The sequence below is a fragment of the Pseudomonas sp. LBUM1679 genome (genome assembly GCF_059695565.1).
Genome location: NZ_CP166774.1, coordinates 6,819,836 through 6,835,157, shown reverse-complemented (window position 1 = coordinate 6,835,157; position 15,322 = coordinate 6,819,836). Strand labels below are relative to the sequence as shown.

Annotated in this window: 14 protein-coding genes and 1 riboswitch; of the genes, 5 read left to right on the top strand and 9 right to left on the bottom strand. The window is 60.3% G+C overall.

Features of this window, described 5'->3' with window-relative positions; genetic code table 11:
* Positions 1-85 precede the first annotated feature (85 nt).
* From ACA062_RS31270 to ahcY, 3 genes are all read right to left on the bottom strand, one after another.
* On the bottom strand, positions 86-1,165 hold the full coding sequence (locus ACA062_RS31270) for a hypothetical protein (protein WP_497454410.1): 1,080 nt from the start codon (positions 1,163-1,165) through the stop codon (positions 86-88).
* Positions 1,166-1,240: 75 nt separating this feature from the next.
* Complete coding sequence (metF, locus tag ACA062_RS31265) at positions 1,241-2,086, bottom strand: methylenetetrahydrofolate reductase [NAD(P)H] (protein ID WP_497454409.1); 846 nt, start codon at positions 2,084-2,086, stop codon at positions 1,241-1,243.
* A 154-nt stretch (positions 2,087-2,240) separates the two neighbouring features.
* Positions 2,241-3,650 (bottom strand): adenosylhomocysteinase, encoded by a 1,410-nt coding sequence (ahcY, locus tag ACA062_RS31260; protein WP_497454408.1) that lies wholly within the window; start codon positions 3,648-3,650, stop codon positions 2,241-2,243.
* A gap of 23 nt (positions 3,651-3,673) precedes the next feature.
* Positions 3,674-3,772, bottom strand: a riboswitch (S-adenosyl-L-homocysteine riboswitch).
* 198 nt (positions 3,773-3,970) lie between these two features.
* Here ahcY and ACA062_RS31255 point away from each other — a divergent pair.
* Positions 3,971-4,375 (top strand): acyl-CoA thioesterase, encoded by a 405-nt coding sequence (locus ACA062_RS31255; RefSeq protein ID WP_497454407.1) that lies wholly within the window; start codon positions 3,971-3,973, stop codon positions 4,373-4,375.
* Positions 4,376-4,555: 180 nt separating this feature from the next.
* Positions 4,556-5,443 carry a formate/nitrite transporter family protein gene (locus tag ACA062_RS31250; RefSeq protein WP_497454406.1) on the top strand — a complete coding sequence of 296 codons (888 nt, stop codon included), beginning with the start codon at positions 4,556-4,558 and terminating at the stop codon, positions 5,441-5,443.
* Here ACA062_RS31250 and ACA062_RS31245 read toward each other — a convergent pair whose 3' ends face one another.
* Entirely contained in the window at positions 5,444-6,709 is a 1,266-nt protein-coding gene (locus ACA062_RS31245) for a cation:proton antiporter (protein WP_497454405.1), read from the bottom strand. It lies immediately after the preceding gene.
* A gap of 183 nt (positions 6,710-6,892) precedes the next feature.
* A complete protein-coding gene (locus ACA062_RS31240; protein WP_497454404.1) occupies positions 6,893-8,062 on the bottom strand; it encodes an MFS transporter in 1,170 nt (389 codons plus the stop codon).
* A gap of 326 nt (positions 8,063-8,388) precedes the next feature.
* Here ACA062_RS31240 and ACA062_RS31235 point away from each other — a divergent pair, with 326 nt between their 5' ends.
* A complete protein-coding gene (locus tag ACA062_RS31235; RefSeq protein ID WP_497454403.1) occupies positions 8,389-9,222 on the top strand; it encodes an EamA family transporter in 834 nt (277 codons plus the stop codon).
* Positions 9,223-9,278: 56 nt separating this feature from the next.
* Positions 9,279-9,662 carry an MAPEG family protein gene (locus ACA062_RS31230; RefSeq protein ID WP_497454402.1) on the top strand — a complete coding sequence of 128 codons (384 nt, stop codon included), beginning with the start codon at positions 9,279-9,281 and terminating at the stop codon, positions 9,660-9,662.
* Positions 9,663-9,768: 106 nt separating this feature from the next.
* Here the strand turns inward: ACA062_RS31230 and mltA are convergent, their stop codons facing one another.
* Positions 9,769-10,941, bottom strand: coding sequence for a murein transglycosylase A (gene mltA / locus ACA062_RS31225; protein WP_497454401.1), 1,173 nt, complete (start codon positions 10,939-10,941; stop codon positions 9,769-9,771).
* 128 nt (positions 10,942-11,069) lie between these two features.
* On the opposite strand from mltA, the gene ACA062_RS31220 reads away from it, so the two are divergent.
* Complete coding sequence (locus ACA062_RS31220; RefSeq protein WP_128874090.1) at positions 11,070-11,519, top strand: c-type cytochrome; 450 nt, start codon at positions 11,070-11,072, stop codon at positions 11,517-11,519.
* A gap of 187 nt (positions 11,520-11,706) precedes the next feature.
* Here ACA062_RS31220 and ACA062_RS31215 read toward each other — a convergent pair whose 3' ends face one another.
* From ACA062_RS31215 to metK, 3 genes are all read right to left on the bottom strand, one after another.
* Positions 11,707-12,102 carry a DUF1090 domain-containing protein gene (locus tag ACA062_RS31215; RefSeq protein ID WP_128874089.1) on the bottom strand — a complete coding sequence of 132 codons (396 nt, stop codon included), beginning with the start codon at positions 12,100-12,102 and terminating at the stop codon, positions 11,707-11,709.
* A 97-nt stretch (positions 12,103-12,199) separates the two neighbouring features.
* Complete coding sequence (gene ligB, locus ACA062_RS31210) at positions 12,200-13,879, bottom strand: NAD-dependent DNA ligase LigB (protein ID WP_497454400.1); 1,680 nt, start codon at positions 13,877-13,879, stop codon at positions 12,200-12,202.
* A gap of 243 nt (positions 13,880-14,122) precedes the next feature.
* The gene (gene metK / locus ACA062_RS31205) at positions 14,123-15,313 is read right to left on the bottom strand and encodes a methionine adenosyltransferase (protein WP_064680209.1); all 1,191 of its coding nucleotides are present in this window, start codon (positions 15,311-15,313) and stop codon (positions 14,123-14,125) included.
* Positions 15,314-15,322 lie beyond the last annotated feature (9 nt).

Sequence of the window (15,322 nt, the reverse complement as noted above, 5' to 3'; positions counted from 1 at the left end):
CCTGAGGTTAGTACTCTCAAGGCTTAATGAGAAGCGCTGGCATGCCTGTTTAACGCTGACTGTCAGGGAATTGTGCGCAAGGTCTCTATTTGTAAGATGAATTGAGCAAGTGGTCGTGGATGGCTTTGCATCGGCTGCCCAGGATCAGCCGTACCAGTTCCCTGTCGAACCAGCGTTCGAGCAAGTGCTGAGTGACCGGCTTGCCCAGGCGTTCTTCCTGGTTCTGCAATGCCTTTTCCCACCACACCGGTCCGCAAGCCTGGTCGAACTCGTTGGGGTGTTCATAGCAGCCGTAGAGGATTTCGCGGATGAACTGACGCAGATGGGCGGGCAATGCCAGGGTGATGAGCTTGTAGAGCATTCGCTGGGTCCGAGGCGGTCGCGGCAGGTGCATCGTCACCCGGCGAGTGTCATCCAGTGCCGCCTGACTGGTCGGGTGCCTGGCGTGTTTGGCAACCCAGGCTTTGACCTTGGCCCTGAACAGTTGCTTGCGGCTCCAGTAGTGATGGATCAGGTCCGGGCACTTTTTGACCTGCATCCTGCGATAGGCCGCGACCGACAGGCAGAACTCCTCAAGGGTATAAGCCCCGCGTGTCATGGGAAACAATTCGTCGATCAGGGCAATGGAGTGGTCAAGCACTTGAGCGTCCTGCTGATGCAGACCGATCACGCCGGAGTTGAGCAGCATCATCTGATCGTCTGCCAGGCCTCTGTCCCTGAGCGTGGTCGACAGTGCACTGTAGAGCACATTTTCTTTATTGGTGCCGTATCGGGTGTAGTAGTCGTTGCACAGCAGGGTGCCGGGTTGCACGCGATCGAACAATTCGACCGGTGAGCGATGAAAGAACGTGTCGGTGTCGATCAGCAGGGCGACTGGCGACTCTTCGAGCACCCTGCGCAAGGCGACATGCTTGGCTCGAAAATGATAATCGTGGGGTGCGTTCCAGCGTTGGCGGGTAGCCTCGTCGAGCATGCGCACGCGTACCGGCAGTCGCGCGTAGGGCTGGGGATTGTCGCTGAATACCTGGATGTCGAGCTCTGCGTGGGGCGTCTCACGCAGCCAGGCCAGGGCGCTGGCGATGCTGAACAACGCTTCCTGATGGTAGGTCTCGGCGCCGAAAGCCAGGTAAACCAGTTGCGGGCGCGGTGGGGATGGCTCAGTCATGGGAAACAACATTCCATGGGCTGTTGAATGTAAAAGACCCTCAGAAGAGGGCCTTTGGGTACGACGTGGTCACTGTCAGCGCGGTAGCTTCAAGTTGTTCCACACGGCCAGGCTCGCCTCGGCCTGGTTAAGAGTATAGAAATGCAGCCCCGGTGCCCCGCCCTGCAATAAACGTTCACACATTTGCGTGATGACCTGCTCGCCGAAACGCTGAATGCTTGCGGTGTCGTCACCATAGGCTTCCAGCTGCTTGCGGATCCAGCGCGGGATTTCCGCACCGCAGGCGTCGGAGAAACGTGCGAGCTTGCTGTAGTTGGTGATCGGCATGATGCCCGGCACGATCGGGATGTCCACGCCCAGCGCCCGTACACGCTCGACGAAGTAGAAGTAGCTGTCGGCGTTGAAGAAGTACTGGGTGATCGCACTGTCGGCGCCGGCGTTGGCCTTGCGCACGAAGTTGGCGATATCGTCTTCGAAATTGCGCGCTTGCGGGTGCATTTCCGGGTAAGCGGCGACTTCGATGTGGAAGTGATCGCCGGTTTCTTCACGAATGAATTCAACCAGGTCATTGGCGTGGCGCATTTCACCGCTGGCCATGCCCATGCCCGAAGGCAGGTCACCGCGCAGGGCGACGATACGGGTGATGCCGGCAGCCTTGTATTGCTTCAGCAGGCCGCGCAGGTCGTCCTTGCTGTCGCCAACGCAAGACAGATGCGGTGCGGCAGGCACTTTGACTTCGCTTTCAAGTTGCAACACGGTGTTGAGCGTTCGATCACGGGTCGAACCACCAGCGCCGTAGGTGCAGGAGAAGAAATCAGGGTTGTACGTGGCCAGCTGACGAGCAGTGGCGAGCAGCTTTTCATGCCCAGCATCGGTCTTAGTAGGGAAGAACTCGAAGCTGTAGCGACGGTCTTGGGACATGGTCATATCCTTGGAAACGCGTGAGCCTTGCAGGAGCCGTGCTCTCCGTAGGAGCGAAGCTTGCTCGCGAAGCAGGCACCGCGGTGTTTCAGACACACCGCGGTGAAGCGTTCGCGAGCAAGCTTCGCTCCTACAGGGAGCCGAGCAGGTCTGATCAGTAGCGGTAAGCGTGCGGCTTGAACGGGCCTTCGACGGTCACACCGATGTAGTCGGCCTGAGTCTTGGTCAGTTGAGTCACAACGCCGCCGAAACCGCGGACCATTTCCAGGGCCACTTCTTCGTCGAGTTTCTTTGGCAGTACTTCAACGGTCAGGCGCTCGGCTTTCTGGGCTGGCGACAGGTCGGCGTACTTCTGGCCGAACAGGAAGATCTGCGCCAGCACCTGGTTGGCAAACGAACCGTCCATGATGCGGCTTGGGTGACCGGTGGCGTTACCCAGGTTAACCAGACGACCTTCGGCCAGCAGGATCAGGTAATCGTCGTTCTGGGCGTCGAAGGCGCCAGGACCGGTACGGTGGATCTTGTGAACCTGCGGCTTCACTTCTTCCCATGCCCAGTTCTTGCGCATGAAAGCGGTGTCGATTTCGTTGTCGAAGTGGCCGATGTTGCAGACAACGGCGCGCTTCTTCAGGGCTTTGAGCATGTTCGCATCGCAAACATTGACGTTGCCGGTGGTGGTCACGATCAGGTCGATCTTGCCCAGCAGCGCTTTGTCGATGCTGGCTTCGGTGCCGTTGTTGATACCGTCGATGAACGGCGAAACCAGCTCGTAACCGTCCATGCAGGCTTGCATGGCGCAGATCGGGTCGACTTCGGAGACCTTGACGATCATGCCTTCCTGACGCAGGGACTGAGCGGAGCCCTTGCCCACGTCACCGTAACCGATGACCAGCGCTTGCTTGCCGGACAACAGGTGGTCGGTACCGCGCTTGATCGCGTCGTTCAGGCTGTGACGGCAACCGTACTTGTTGTCGTTCTTGCTCTTGGTCACCGAGTCGTTGACGTTGATGGCCGGGATTTTCAGCTCGCCCTTGGCCAGCATGTCCAGCAGGCGGTGAACGCCGGTGGTGGTTTCTTCGGTCACGCCGTGGACGCGGTCCAGGATCGCCGGGTATTTCTTGTGCAGCAGCTCGGTCAGGTCGCCGCCGTCGTCGAGGATCATGTTGGCGTCCCAAGGTGCGCCATCCTTGAGGATGGTTTGCTCCAGGCACCACTCGTACTCGGCTTCAGTCTCGCCTTTCCAGGCGAAAACCGGGATGCCGGCAGCGGCGATAGCGGCAGCGGCCTGGTCCTGGGTCGAGAAGATGTTGCAGGACGACCAACGCACTTCGGCACCCAGGGCAACCAGGGTTTCGATCAGCACGGCAGTCTGGATAGTCATGTGGATGCAGCCGAGGATCTTCGCGCCCTTGAGCGGCTGCTCGCCGGAGTACTTGCGGCGCAGACCCATCAAGGCTGGCATTTCGGATTCGGCGATGATGGTTTCGCGACGGCCCCAGGCAGCCAGGGACATGTCGGCGACTTTGTAATCGTTAAAATCTGCAGGCGTGATAACAGCGCTCATGATGAGCCTCCATTCGTAATGTATGCGAATGGGCGCCGTTGTGCGTTTAGTGTCTGGCCGTGGCCAGGCAACGCCCCATCCGAGCCTGACAGGTCGAACCTGCTGCAGCGCCCCTCGGACAGGTGGCGGGAAAACGGTAGCAATGGAACGTTACCGTTTTGAAACGGGGGCGATTATAGCGGGCTATTCTTATCTTCCAAAGCGTTTCTGTTGGTCAATGTCCGAACGGTAATCGAGGCCATAGTCGATGCTCAATAGAGCTCTGGCCCGGGCTCTGCCATGATGGCCGGCATCAATCGGCAAGACGGTCAGGAGTGAACATGAATTTCCACACCCGCAAATGGGTAAAACCCGAAGACCTCAACCCCAATGGCACGCTGTTCGGCGGCAGCCTGTTGCGCTGGCTCGACGAAGAAGCGGCGATCTACGCGATCGTCCAGCTGGGCAATCAGCGCGTGGTCACCAAGTACATTTCCGAAATCAACTTCGTCAGCGCCTCGCGCCAGGGCGACATCATCGAACTGGGCATCACGGCCACCGAGTTCGGTCGCACCTCGATCACCCTCAAGTGCGAAGTGCGGAACAAGATCACCCGCAAAAGCATCCTGACGGTGGATAAGATTGTCTTCGTCAATCTGGGTGAAGATGGCTTGCCCGCGCCGCACGGCCAGACCGAGATCAAGTACGTTAAAGATCAGTTTAAGGACATGGACAAGGACGAGTAATGCGAGTCCGTAGGAGCTGGCTTGCCAGCGAAGGCGTCATAAGCGTCACCGCTCGAAACCGAGTCGTTGCCATCGCCAGCAAGCCGGCTCCTACAGAATCCGGTTTGTTTGTACGAGCAGTGAACAGCACCGAGCCGCGCATGTCGTACCTACATGACACGCCACCGGCTCCGGAGCTATATGGACACGCAAAAAGACGGCAAGACCCCGAACCTGTCGGCGCAAGAGAAAAAGGACGTCGACAAGAGCCAGCCACCGCGCGCCGCGGTGCTGCACGAAATCATCCGCACCCAGGGCGACCTGGAGCTCGAGCGCAGTGTCGCCGCCTTGTGGTGGTCGGCCCTGGCTGCCGGCCTGACAATGGGGCTGTCGCTGATGGCCATGGGCCTGCTCAACTCCCGCCTGCCGGACGGCGAAGGCTTCAAGGTGATTGCCAGTTTCGGTTACTGCGCAGGCTTCCTGGCGGTGATTCTCGCTCGTCAGCAATTGTTCACCGAGAACACCCTGACGGCTGTGCTGCCGGTCATGACCAAACCCTCACTGAACAATTTCGGGCGATTGCTGCGTCTGTGGTCGGTGGTGCTGGTGGGCAACCTGTGCGGCACGATACTGGTGGCGTATGTGATGCTGCACCTGCCGATTTTCGACAGCAAGACCGACCTGGCCTTCCTCGATATCGGCCGCAAGATCATGGAGAACGATGCCAGCCAGATGTTCGCCAAGGGCATCGTGTCGGGCTGGATGATTGCGACCATGGTCTGGATGATCCCGTCCATGGAGAGCGCCAAGATGTGGATCATCATCCTAATCACCTACCTGATGGCGCTGGGCGACTTCACCCACATCGTGGTCGGTTCGGCCGAGGTGTCGTATCTGGTGTTTGCCGGCGAGTTGCCGTGGAAGGATTTCTGGCTGATATTCGCCGGGCCGACATTGGCGGGCAACATCATCGGCGGCAGCTTTATCTTCGCGCTGATCAGCCACGCGCAGATTCGCAGTGAGAGCGGGCCGCCGAAGGAATCTGCAGATCAAGGCGAGGAACCTGACCCGCAGAAGACCAGGAAGTAATCAGTGATGCCCGGCCTGTGCCACTGGCGCAGGCTCATCACGGGTGACATGTTTGACCAGCTTGCCGATGCTCAAGCCCTGCAACAGGATCGACGACAGCACCACGATGTAAGTGATGCTCAGCAGCAAATCGCGCTCAGGACCCAGCGGCAGGGCCAGTGCCAGCGCCACCGAAACACCGCCACGCAAACCACCCCAGGTCAGGATCCGGATCGTTCCGCGCGGCACGGTGCGCCAGCGTCGCAGCAATACGATGGCCGGCGCCACGGTCAGCAGGCGCGATAGCAGAATCGCCAAGGCCAGCAAACTCGCCGCCAGCACGTGCAACCAGTTGAACGGTAGCAGCAACAGCTCCATGCCGATCAGGGCGAACAGCAGCGCGTTGAGCATGTCGTCGAGCAGCTCCCAGAAGCCGTCCAGGTACTTGCGGGTCATGTCGTTCATCGCCAGGTTGCGGCCCAGGTTACCGATGATCAGGCCGGCGACGACCATCGCGATCGGGGCCGAAACGTGCAGCTCCGAAGCCATGGCCGAGCCACCGATCACCAGCGCCAGGGTCAGCATGACCTCGATCTGGTGCTGCTCGATGCTCTTGATCATCAGGTACACCAGATAACCGATCAGCCCGCCGAACAGCACGCCGCCAAGCGCCTCGTGGGCGAACAGCATGGCGGTGGCGCCGAGGGTCGGGGTTTCGCCCAGTTGTGCGATACCGAGCAGCACGGTGAACACCACGACTGCGGTGCCATCGTTGAACAGCGACTCGCCGACGATGGTGGTTTTCAGTGGCTTGGACGCATTGGCGGTCCGTAGCACACCGAGCACCGCGATCGGATCGGTGGGGGAGATCAGCGCACCGAACAGCAGGCAATAGAGAAAGCTGACGTGCCAGCCAAACAGGGCAAAAATGTAATAAGCCAGGCTGCCGATCACGGCGGTGGCAATCAACACACCGAAAGTCGCCAGCAGGCCGATCGGCCAGCGGTAGCTGCGCAGGTCATTCAAGTTGACGTGCAGGGCGCCGGCGAACAGCAGGAAGGACAGCATCCAGTTCATCAGCAGATCGCCGAAATCGATCTGGCCGATCAGTTGCTGGATACGCTCTTCCAGTCCGGGGTAGCCGAGTAAGCTCAGGCCTTGCAGCAGCAGGGAGAACATCAGCGCCGTGACCATGACGCCGATGGTCGGGGGCAGGCCGATGAAGCGGAAATTCACATAGGTGAGCAGCGTGGTGAGGCAGATAAACGCAGCGACAAGTTCAAGCATCCGGGGTCCTTGGATGGGAGGTGGATTGGTTTTTTTTGCAGTTGCACCGTGTGATCTTCTTCGCCGGCAAGCCGGTCTCGCTCCCACAGTTTATCTTCAGTGAATACAAAGCTTGTGAACGACCGAGATCCAATGTGGGAGCGAGCTTGCTCGCGAAAGCAGTGTCAGCAGCGATGCAGTTATTCAGCCGGACACATTGACCGCAGCCGCGCCGCGACGTTGCAAGTAGATGAACAAAAGCGCTGTCAGCACCGTCAAGCCGCTGACCAGCGCTCCCGTCCACGGCAAGTCCGCCAGATCTGCGCCACTGGCCACCACCAACCCGCCAATCCATGCGCCCGCCGCATTACCCAGATTGAATGCACTCTGATTCAGCGTCGAGCCAAGGTTCGGCGCCTCATGCGCCTGATCGATGATCAGCAGTTGCAGAATCGGGCACAGCGCAAACGCGAAAATTCCCCACAACACCAGGGTGATCGCCGCTGGAATGACTGAATGGCTGGTCTGGCTGAAAGCCGCCAGGACCACGACTACCGCCAGCGCCATACCCACCAGTGATGGCAGCAAACGACTGTCCGCCAGCCGCCCGCCGAGCATACTGCCCGCCGTCAGACCGACCCCGAACAACAGCAGCATGATCGTCACCCCGTGAGGGCTGACGCCGGTGATGTCCTGAAGGATGGGGGCGATATAAGTAAACACGCTGAACAGGCTGGTCGACGCCAGCACGCTCATGCCCAGTGCCAGCAACACATTGACCTTGCCCAGCACTTTGAACTCACTGGCCAGGTTGGCCTTGTCCATCGTGATGTCTTTCGGCAGCCAGACCCACTGCGCGATCGCCGCAATCACGCCGATCACCGACACTGCCCAGAAGGTCGAACGCCAGCCGGCGTATTGTCCGAGCGCGGTGCCCAAGGGCACGCCGAGCACGTTGGCCAGGGTCAGGCCGGTAAACATCATGGCAATCGCCTGGGCGCGTTTGTTCGGTGCCACCAATCCGGCCGCGACGACCGAGCCGATGCCGAAGAAGGCGCCATGGCACAGCGCTGTGACCACGCGCGCGGCCATCAGCGTGGCGTAGTTCGGGGCCAGGGCGCAGAGGATATTGCCCAGGATGAACATCAGCGTCATGCCCAGCAGCGTCGCTTTGCGCGGCATATTGGCGGTGCCGACCGCGAGGATCGGTGCGCCGAACACCACGCCCAGGGCATAGCCGGTGATCAGCAGGCCGGCGTGGGGAATGCTCACGGCAAGGTCCCGGGCGACGTCGGGCAACAAGCCCATGATGACGAATTCAGTGGTGCCGATGCCGAACGCGGCAACAGCGAGGGCAAACAAGGCGAGTGGCATGCGCAAGGTCTCTGTCGGTAGTCTTGACGCTTTGATCAGGCATACGCATGCCGATGACCGTTCTCGACGAGAGCGGGCGGTGGCAGGAATTATTGGAATTAGTCTGTGCGCAACTGAGTGCGGCGTGGTCGCTTGCAGTATAAACAGCTGCGGACATATGGCGAATCAATTCTCTGCCGGCTCCTGTAGGAGCGAGCTTGCTCCGGGCGGCGTTCCGACGAAAAACGTCAGGGCACCGCGTTTTAACAGAAAACACGCGTTATCGTTGACGACCATCGCGAGCAAGCTCGCTCCTACAGGGGGCGGGACAACAAAAGGAGTGTGCCGTGCTTGCAACGGTTTTGGTGTTAGTGGCGGCGCTGTTGCATGCGGCGTGGAATACCCTGATCAAATTCAGTGCCGAACGCCTGTTGGTGGTCGCCTGCATGGACAGTGTGGCGATGCTCTTCGTCGCGCTGATGCTGCCATTCGTGGAATGGCCACCCCGGGAAATCTGGCCGTGGATCCTGGCATCGGCGGCGTTCGAATTGCTCTATCGGTACTTGCTGATCCAGGCTTATCGGGTAGGCGACCTCGGGCTTGTTTATCCGCTGATGCGCGGCTTGTCGCCCTTGGTGGTGCTGGCGCTGACGCTGATATTTGCTGGCGAAGTGCTGACGAACCAGCAGATCTTCGGCATCCTGCTGATCCCGCTCGGCATGCTTTGCCTGCTATGGCAGGGTGGTGGCGGCGCACGGTTGCCGTGGTCGATGCTGCCGGTGGTGGCGTTGATCGGCCTGTGCATCGGCTGCTACACCTTCATCGATGGCCAGGCTTTGCGGCGCTGGTCCCATCCACTGGACTACCTGGTCTGGGTGACGTTACTCAGCGCCTGGCCATTCCCATTGCTGGCGTTGGTGCGCAAGCGGCCGGCGTTCATGTTGTTCTGGCGGGAACAGTGGCGACTGGGGCTGTCGGTCGGGTTTTGCGTGTTGTTCAGCTACGCTCTGGTGCTGTGGGCGATGCAACTGGGCTCGATTGCCGAAGCGGCGGCATTGCGCGAGATCAGTGTGATTCTGGTGGTGCTGTTCGGCATGCGTTACCTGAAAGAACCTTTCGGCGGGCCGCGGCTCTTAGCCTGTGGGCTGGTGTTGATCGGCTTGCTGGTGATGAAGTTTTGACTGGCTCACTGTCGACGAAAGCATCGACGCTTGAAACTTGAAGAAGGGATGGCTTTATGACGGTTGCTTTTTGGTGCATTTTGATCGCGATTTTCCTGCCTTACCTGTGCACGGGCGTGGCCAAGATCAGTGGCGGGTTCGGGTTGAAAGACAACCATGATCCCCGGGATTTTCTCGAGTCGCTAAACGGATTGGGCCGGCGTGCCCATGCGGCGCAACTGAACGGTTTCGAAGTGACCCCGGCGTTCGCCGCGGCCGTGATCGTGGCGTACCTGGCCGAAAATGCCGAACTGGTGACGATCGATGTGTTGGCGGTGTTGTTCATCACCAGCCGGCTGCTGTACATCATTTGCTACCTGGCGGACTGGGCGATTTTGCGGTCGTTGGTGTGGTTTGTGGGGATGGGGTTGATCGTCAGCTTTTTTGTGGTGTCGGTTTAGAGGCAGATCAAAAGATCGCAGCCTGCGGCAGCTCCTACCGTTCACCGCCATATCGCGGATGAACAATGATCCTGGCAGGAGTTGCCGAAGGCTGCGATCTTTGCTTTTAAAGCTTGTCAGCCACCTGCGGCACTTGCGGCAACGCCGCGCCTTTGGGCCAAAGCATCCAGATCTGCCCCTGCTGTTTCATGTCGCCGGCCAGCTGCCCGGCCGCCTCGCCGGTGCCCCAGAACAGATCCGCCCGGACTTCACCCGCGATCGCGCCGCCGGTGTCCTGAGCCGCCACCGGACGAACCAGTGCCGAACCGTCCGGTTTAGTGGTCGATAACCACAACAGACTGCCCAACGGAATCACTTTACGATCCACTGCCGCGCTGTAGCCGGCGGTCAGCGGTACGTTCAGCGAGCCGCGAGGCCCTTCATTACTGTCCGGGTTGCGGGTGAAGAACACGTAGCTGGGGTTGCTGCCGAGCAGTTCGGGAATGCGCGTCGGGTTGGCCTTGGCCCAGGTGCTGATGGCGCCCATGGTCACGTCTTCTTTCTTCAGCTCGCCCTGTTCTACGAGCCAACGGCCGATGGGCCGATAGGGATGACCATTCTGGTCGGCATACGCAATGCGCAACTGCCGGCCACTGTCGAGCTGGATGCGTCCCGATCCCTGGATCTGCAGGAATTGCAGGTTCATCGGATCAGTCAGCCAGGCAACGACCGGTGCCTTGACCCCTTTGGTCTCGATCGTGGCCGCATCGTCGTAGGGCTTGAGCACGCGTCCTTCGAGCCGGCCGCGCAGGCGTTTACCCTTCAACTCCGGGTAGAGGCTGTCCAGGGAGACGATGATCATGTCTTCGGGTACGCCGTACACCGGGATATTCGCCACGTCGGTCTGGGTCAGGCTGCCTGGATAGACCGGTTCGTAGTAGCCGGTGATCAGGCCGTTGGGGTTGTCATTGGCCGCGCGCAGGCCATAGACATCGAGGTTCTGCTTGAGGAACCCGCGAATCTCGCCAGCGGTTTGTGGCACGCTGGCGGCAGCGGCGCAGGTCGAACCCCAGACCGGGTCGGCCTTGAGTCGGGTACATGCGCTGCGCCACGAACCGAAGCCGGCCACCAGGTCATTGTCGGACACCACGGGAAGCGCTTCCCATGTGGCGCTGGAGTAGGTCGCCAGGGCGTGTGTTTTCGGTTTGTCGGGTTCGCCGCCGGTGCAGCCCGCCAGCACGGCCACCATTGGAAGGGTCCAGGCCAGGCTGTGACGCCATGCCTTGTAACGGCTGTTCATGGAGTAATTCCTTTGCCGGTTGCCTGAGTGCTCGCTGCGCTCATGCAACCCGTATTGATAATAGGGCTATTGGTGTTTGCGGGTGACGCGAGGATACTGGCCGCCGTTTCCAGTGACCTGAAGCCACCATGACTTTTAAAAGACTTTCCATTGTATTGCTGGCCTGCCTGACCTTGTCCGCGTGCGGCGGTGTGGACCCCAACTCGCCGCTGGGCCAGCGCAAGGCGATCTTCAAGCAAATGCTCAAGACCAGTGAAGACCTTGGCGGCATGTTGCGTGGACGTATTGCGTTCGACGGCGGGCGATTCGCTGATGGGGCGGTGAAACTTGATGCGCTGTCCCGCGAGCCGTGGAAACATTTCCCGCAGGTGCGCGAAGAAGATCACACCAGCGCAAAGGACGATGTCTGGCAGCAGCAGGCACGCTTCCAGGAATTGGCCCGCAGCCTTGAAGCCGCCACCGGTGACCTGGTGATTGCCAGCAAGGTCCAGCCCTACAAGGCCAGCAACCTGGGGCCGGCCGTGCAGAAAGTCGAAGATGCCTGCAGTGCTTGCCATAAAGAATTTCGGGATCACTGATTTGTGGTGCTCTAACTGACGTAATCGCGGGCAAGTCGGATCGCCGTACCGCCGCTCCCACAGAGAATGCGGTCAACTGTAGGAGCTGCGGTGCGGCGATCCGACTTGCCAGCGAAGGGGGCCTCGAGGCCGCCAAAAGCTTCGCTGGCAAGCCAGCTCCTACAGGGCAAGCCCGGCGCCTACAGGTTCACTTATCCAGTTCGTCGAGCGCTTCCTGCAACTCCTTGCGGGACTCGGCGAGTTTGTCTTTGCGCTTGTTGATTTTCTCGGCATCGCCCTTCTTCATCGCCTTGTCGAGGTCGGCCTGACGTTTGCTCACTTCGTGCTTGGCGTCGAGCACTTTGTTCTCCCGCTCTTTCTTCAGGGATGCCTCGGTGCAATGGGCGGTGACTTCGCTCAGAGCCGTTTCAAGGCCAGCCTGTTGATCGGCGTTGCCGCGAGATTTGGCCAGTTCGATCTGGTTGATGATGCCCTGCTTCTTGGCGGCGCACCCGGTCAGGCCCGGAGCTTCTTCGGCGGCCATCAGCGGAGCGGCCATCACACTGCATAGGGTCAACAGGGCGAGGGGTGAAAGAAATTTCATAAAAGCTCCATGGGAAGGCAATCGGGTCGATGTGGCGATGGGTCGTTTGAGTCCGCCGGCACCATTGGGTTCCGAGGTAGACGGGCGTCAACGGCCGCTAGAAACCGTCAATCCCCGCTACACGTAAAGTTTCACTCAAGGCCAGGACCTGCGGGTCGCGGAAAAATGCGCTCAATTGCGCCGCGCGTCCCGGACCGATACCGGTTTCGGCCTGCCATTGTTCGGTGTTGCGTTGCGCCAGTAGCTGCCATGAAGCAGCGAGGCGTGCCTGGCCGGTCGGCGGCATGCCCAGGGCTTTGAGCCAGCGGACGAACGGACGTTGCCGGGCGATGCTGAAACTGTTCAACAGGCGCGCACTGCTGCGCTCGCCGAAGCCGTCAATGTTAGCAAGCTCTTGGGCATCGAGGGTTAACCAATCCAGCAGTCCGTTCAGGTGGCCTGTTTCGAGAAGTTTCTCCCAGGTGCCCGTACCGACATGGGGCAAGGCCAGCCCCTGGTTACCACTGAGCCAGGCCAGGCGTGCAAGAAATTGACTTTCGCACCCCGGTGTCGGCTGCCAACAACTGAGCGGATGAAAGTCCGCTGCCCGCGGCACATTCAATTCAGTGCGTTCGGTACTGCGCAGGACGACACCATCGAGCCTGGGAATGGTCAGGCCCGCCAGGCTGATGGCGACCTGATCACCGGGTCGGATGTCCATTGCTTCCCAGCGTTGCAGAGAGCTCACACTGACTCGCTTGACCTGCCGGTCATCGAGCCTCAGCGGCGTCAGTTCCAGCACCGGCGTGATGCGCCCGGTCCGGCCGATCTTGAAGTCGACCCTGCGCACCTCGGCCAGCGCCTGGGCAACAGGATATTTCCAGGCGACGATCCAATAAGGTGCCTTGGCCTGCCAGCGTTCGGCGGGTGGACGTTGCTCCTGGCGCAGGACGATGCCATCGCTGGCAAAGGGCAGGGGGGAGCGATACCAGTGATTGCGCCAGCGTTCAGCATCGGCGAATGCGTTGATCGGCTGACTGTAGGGCGCAGTGCTCGAGAACCCCAATTCATCCAGTGCTGCCATGCGGGCGGTCAAACTGGCCGGCCCTTGGGGCCAGTCCCAGACAAACAGGCCGACCCCGGCAGCGTGCTCGGCACTCAGTACCTTGCGGGCCATCAAACCGGCCACGGTGCCGCGGGCATTGAGACTGCCGGCCTGGGCTTGTACATGCTCGGTCACACGCCAGTAGAGTTCGCCTTGCACCAGCAGATCCAGTGGTTGTGTCAATTGCTGGGGGATGCCGGCAATCTGGCGCGCCGGGGTGGTCCAGTCCTGGCCAGTGAGCCCGTCGCCGCGACTGATCACCTGGGCCAGCAGGCCTTTGCGGTAGATCAGTGTCACCGCCACGCCGTCGACCTTGGGCTGAATCCAGACATCGTTGCGACCTTTCAGCCAGGCTTCGACGGCGCGACTGTCATGCAGTTTTCCCAGGCCGGTTTGGGCGATGGGGTGAGCAACGGGGCCACCTGCCGTGCGCACTGGTTCGGGGGAGGGGCCGGCGGCGAAGCATTCGCGCCATTCGCTCAGTCGCACACGGGCCTGGTCGTAGAGTTCGTCGGCGACCAATGAGCGGCCGTCCCGATGATAGCTGTCGTCCCATTGGTCGATCTGTTTTTGCAATGCGCTGATTTCGGCCTGAGCACGAGTGGGTGGCCAGTCCGGGCATTCGGCGGCGTAGGTGGTCAGGCATGCACAGGTCAGGATGAAGGCAACAAACGGGCGCAGGCAGGGGAGCATCTTGAGCGTCCTTGCTCATTGGGGTGCTTTCTAGGCTAGCCCGTTTTCAGGCTTTTTGATCACAGGTGTTTTTCAGTGTGTTTCGAGAAATGAAGATCAAAAGATCGCAGCCTTCGGCAGCTCCTACGAAGGTTCGGCGTACGTCTGTAGGAGCTGCCGAAGGCTGCGATCTTTTGATCTGTCTTCCAATAAAAAACCCCGCACGGCGAACCGGGCGGGGTTTTTTGAACTGCCAGGGAGGTCTTACAGACCGGCAGCCGAACGCAGGGCGTCGACGCGATCGGTTTTTTCCCAGGTGAAGGTGGTGAACGTATCGTCACCCACGGTCTTGGTATCCGGAGTGCGACCGAAGTGGCCGTACGCAGCGGTTTCCTGGTACATCGGGTGCAGCAGGTCGAGCATGGTGGTGATTGCGTAGGGACGCAGGTCGAACACTTCGCGGACCAGGTTGATGATTTTCTCATCGCTGATCTTGCCGGTGCCGAAGGTGTTCAACGAGATCGACGTTGGCTGGGCCACACCGATGGCGTAGGAAACCTGAATCTCGCAACGCTCGGCCAGGCCGGCAGCAACGATGTTCTTGGCCACGTAACGACCGGCGTAGGCGGCCGAGCGGTCAACCTTCGACGGATCCTTGCCGGAGAACGCACCGCCACCGTGGCGAGCCATGCCGCCGTAGGTGTCGACGATGATCTTGCGACCGGTCAGGCCGCAGTCGCCTACCGGGCCACCGATGATGAACTGGCCGGTCGGGTTGATATGGAACTGGGTGTCCTTGTGCAGCAGTTCAGCAGGCAACACGTGCTTGACGATCAGCTCCATCACGCCTTCGCGCAGGTCTTTGTACGACACTTCAGGGTTGTGCTGGGTCGACAGCACGACCGCGTCGATGCCCACCACCTTGCCGTTTTCGTAACGGCAGGTGACCTGGGACTTGGCGTCCGGACGCAACCACGGCAGCAGGCCGGATTTACGGGCTTCGGCCTGACGCTGTACCAACTGGTGAGAGAAGGTGATCGGTGCTGGCATCAGCACGTCGGTTTCGTTGCTGGCGTAGCCGAACATCAGGCCCTGGTCACCGGCGCCCTGATCTTCAGGCTTGGCACGGTCGACGCCCTGATTGATGTCGGGAGACTGCTTGCCGATGATGTTCATCACGCCGCAGGTCGCACCGTCGAACCCGACGTCGGAGCTGGTGTAGCCGATGTCGGTGATGACGTCACGAACGATCTGCTCCAGGTCAACCCAGGCCGAGGTGGTGACTTCACCGGCAATGATTGCAACGCCGGTTTTCACCAGGGTTTCGCACGCCACGCGGGCGAACTTGTCTTCAGCAATGATGGCGTCCAGCACTGCATCGGAAATCTGGTCGGCGATTTTGTCCGGATGCCCTTCAGACACGGACTCGGAGGTGAAGAGGGAGTATTCGCTCATCTCGATTTT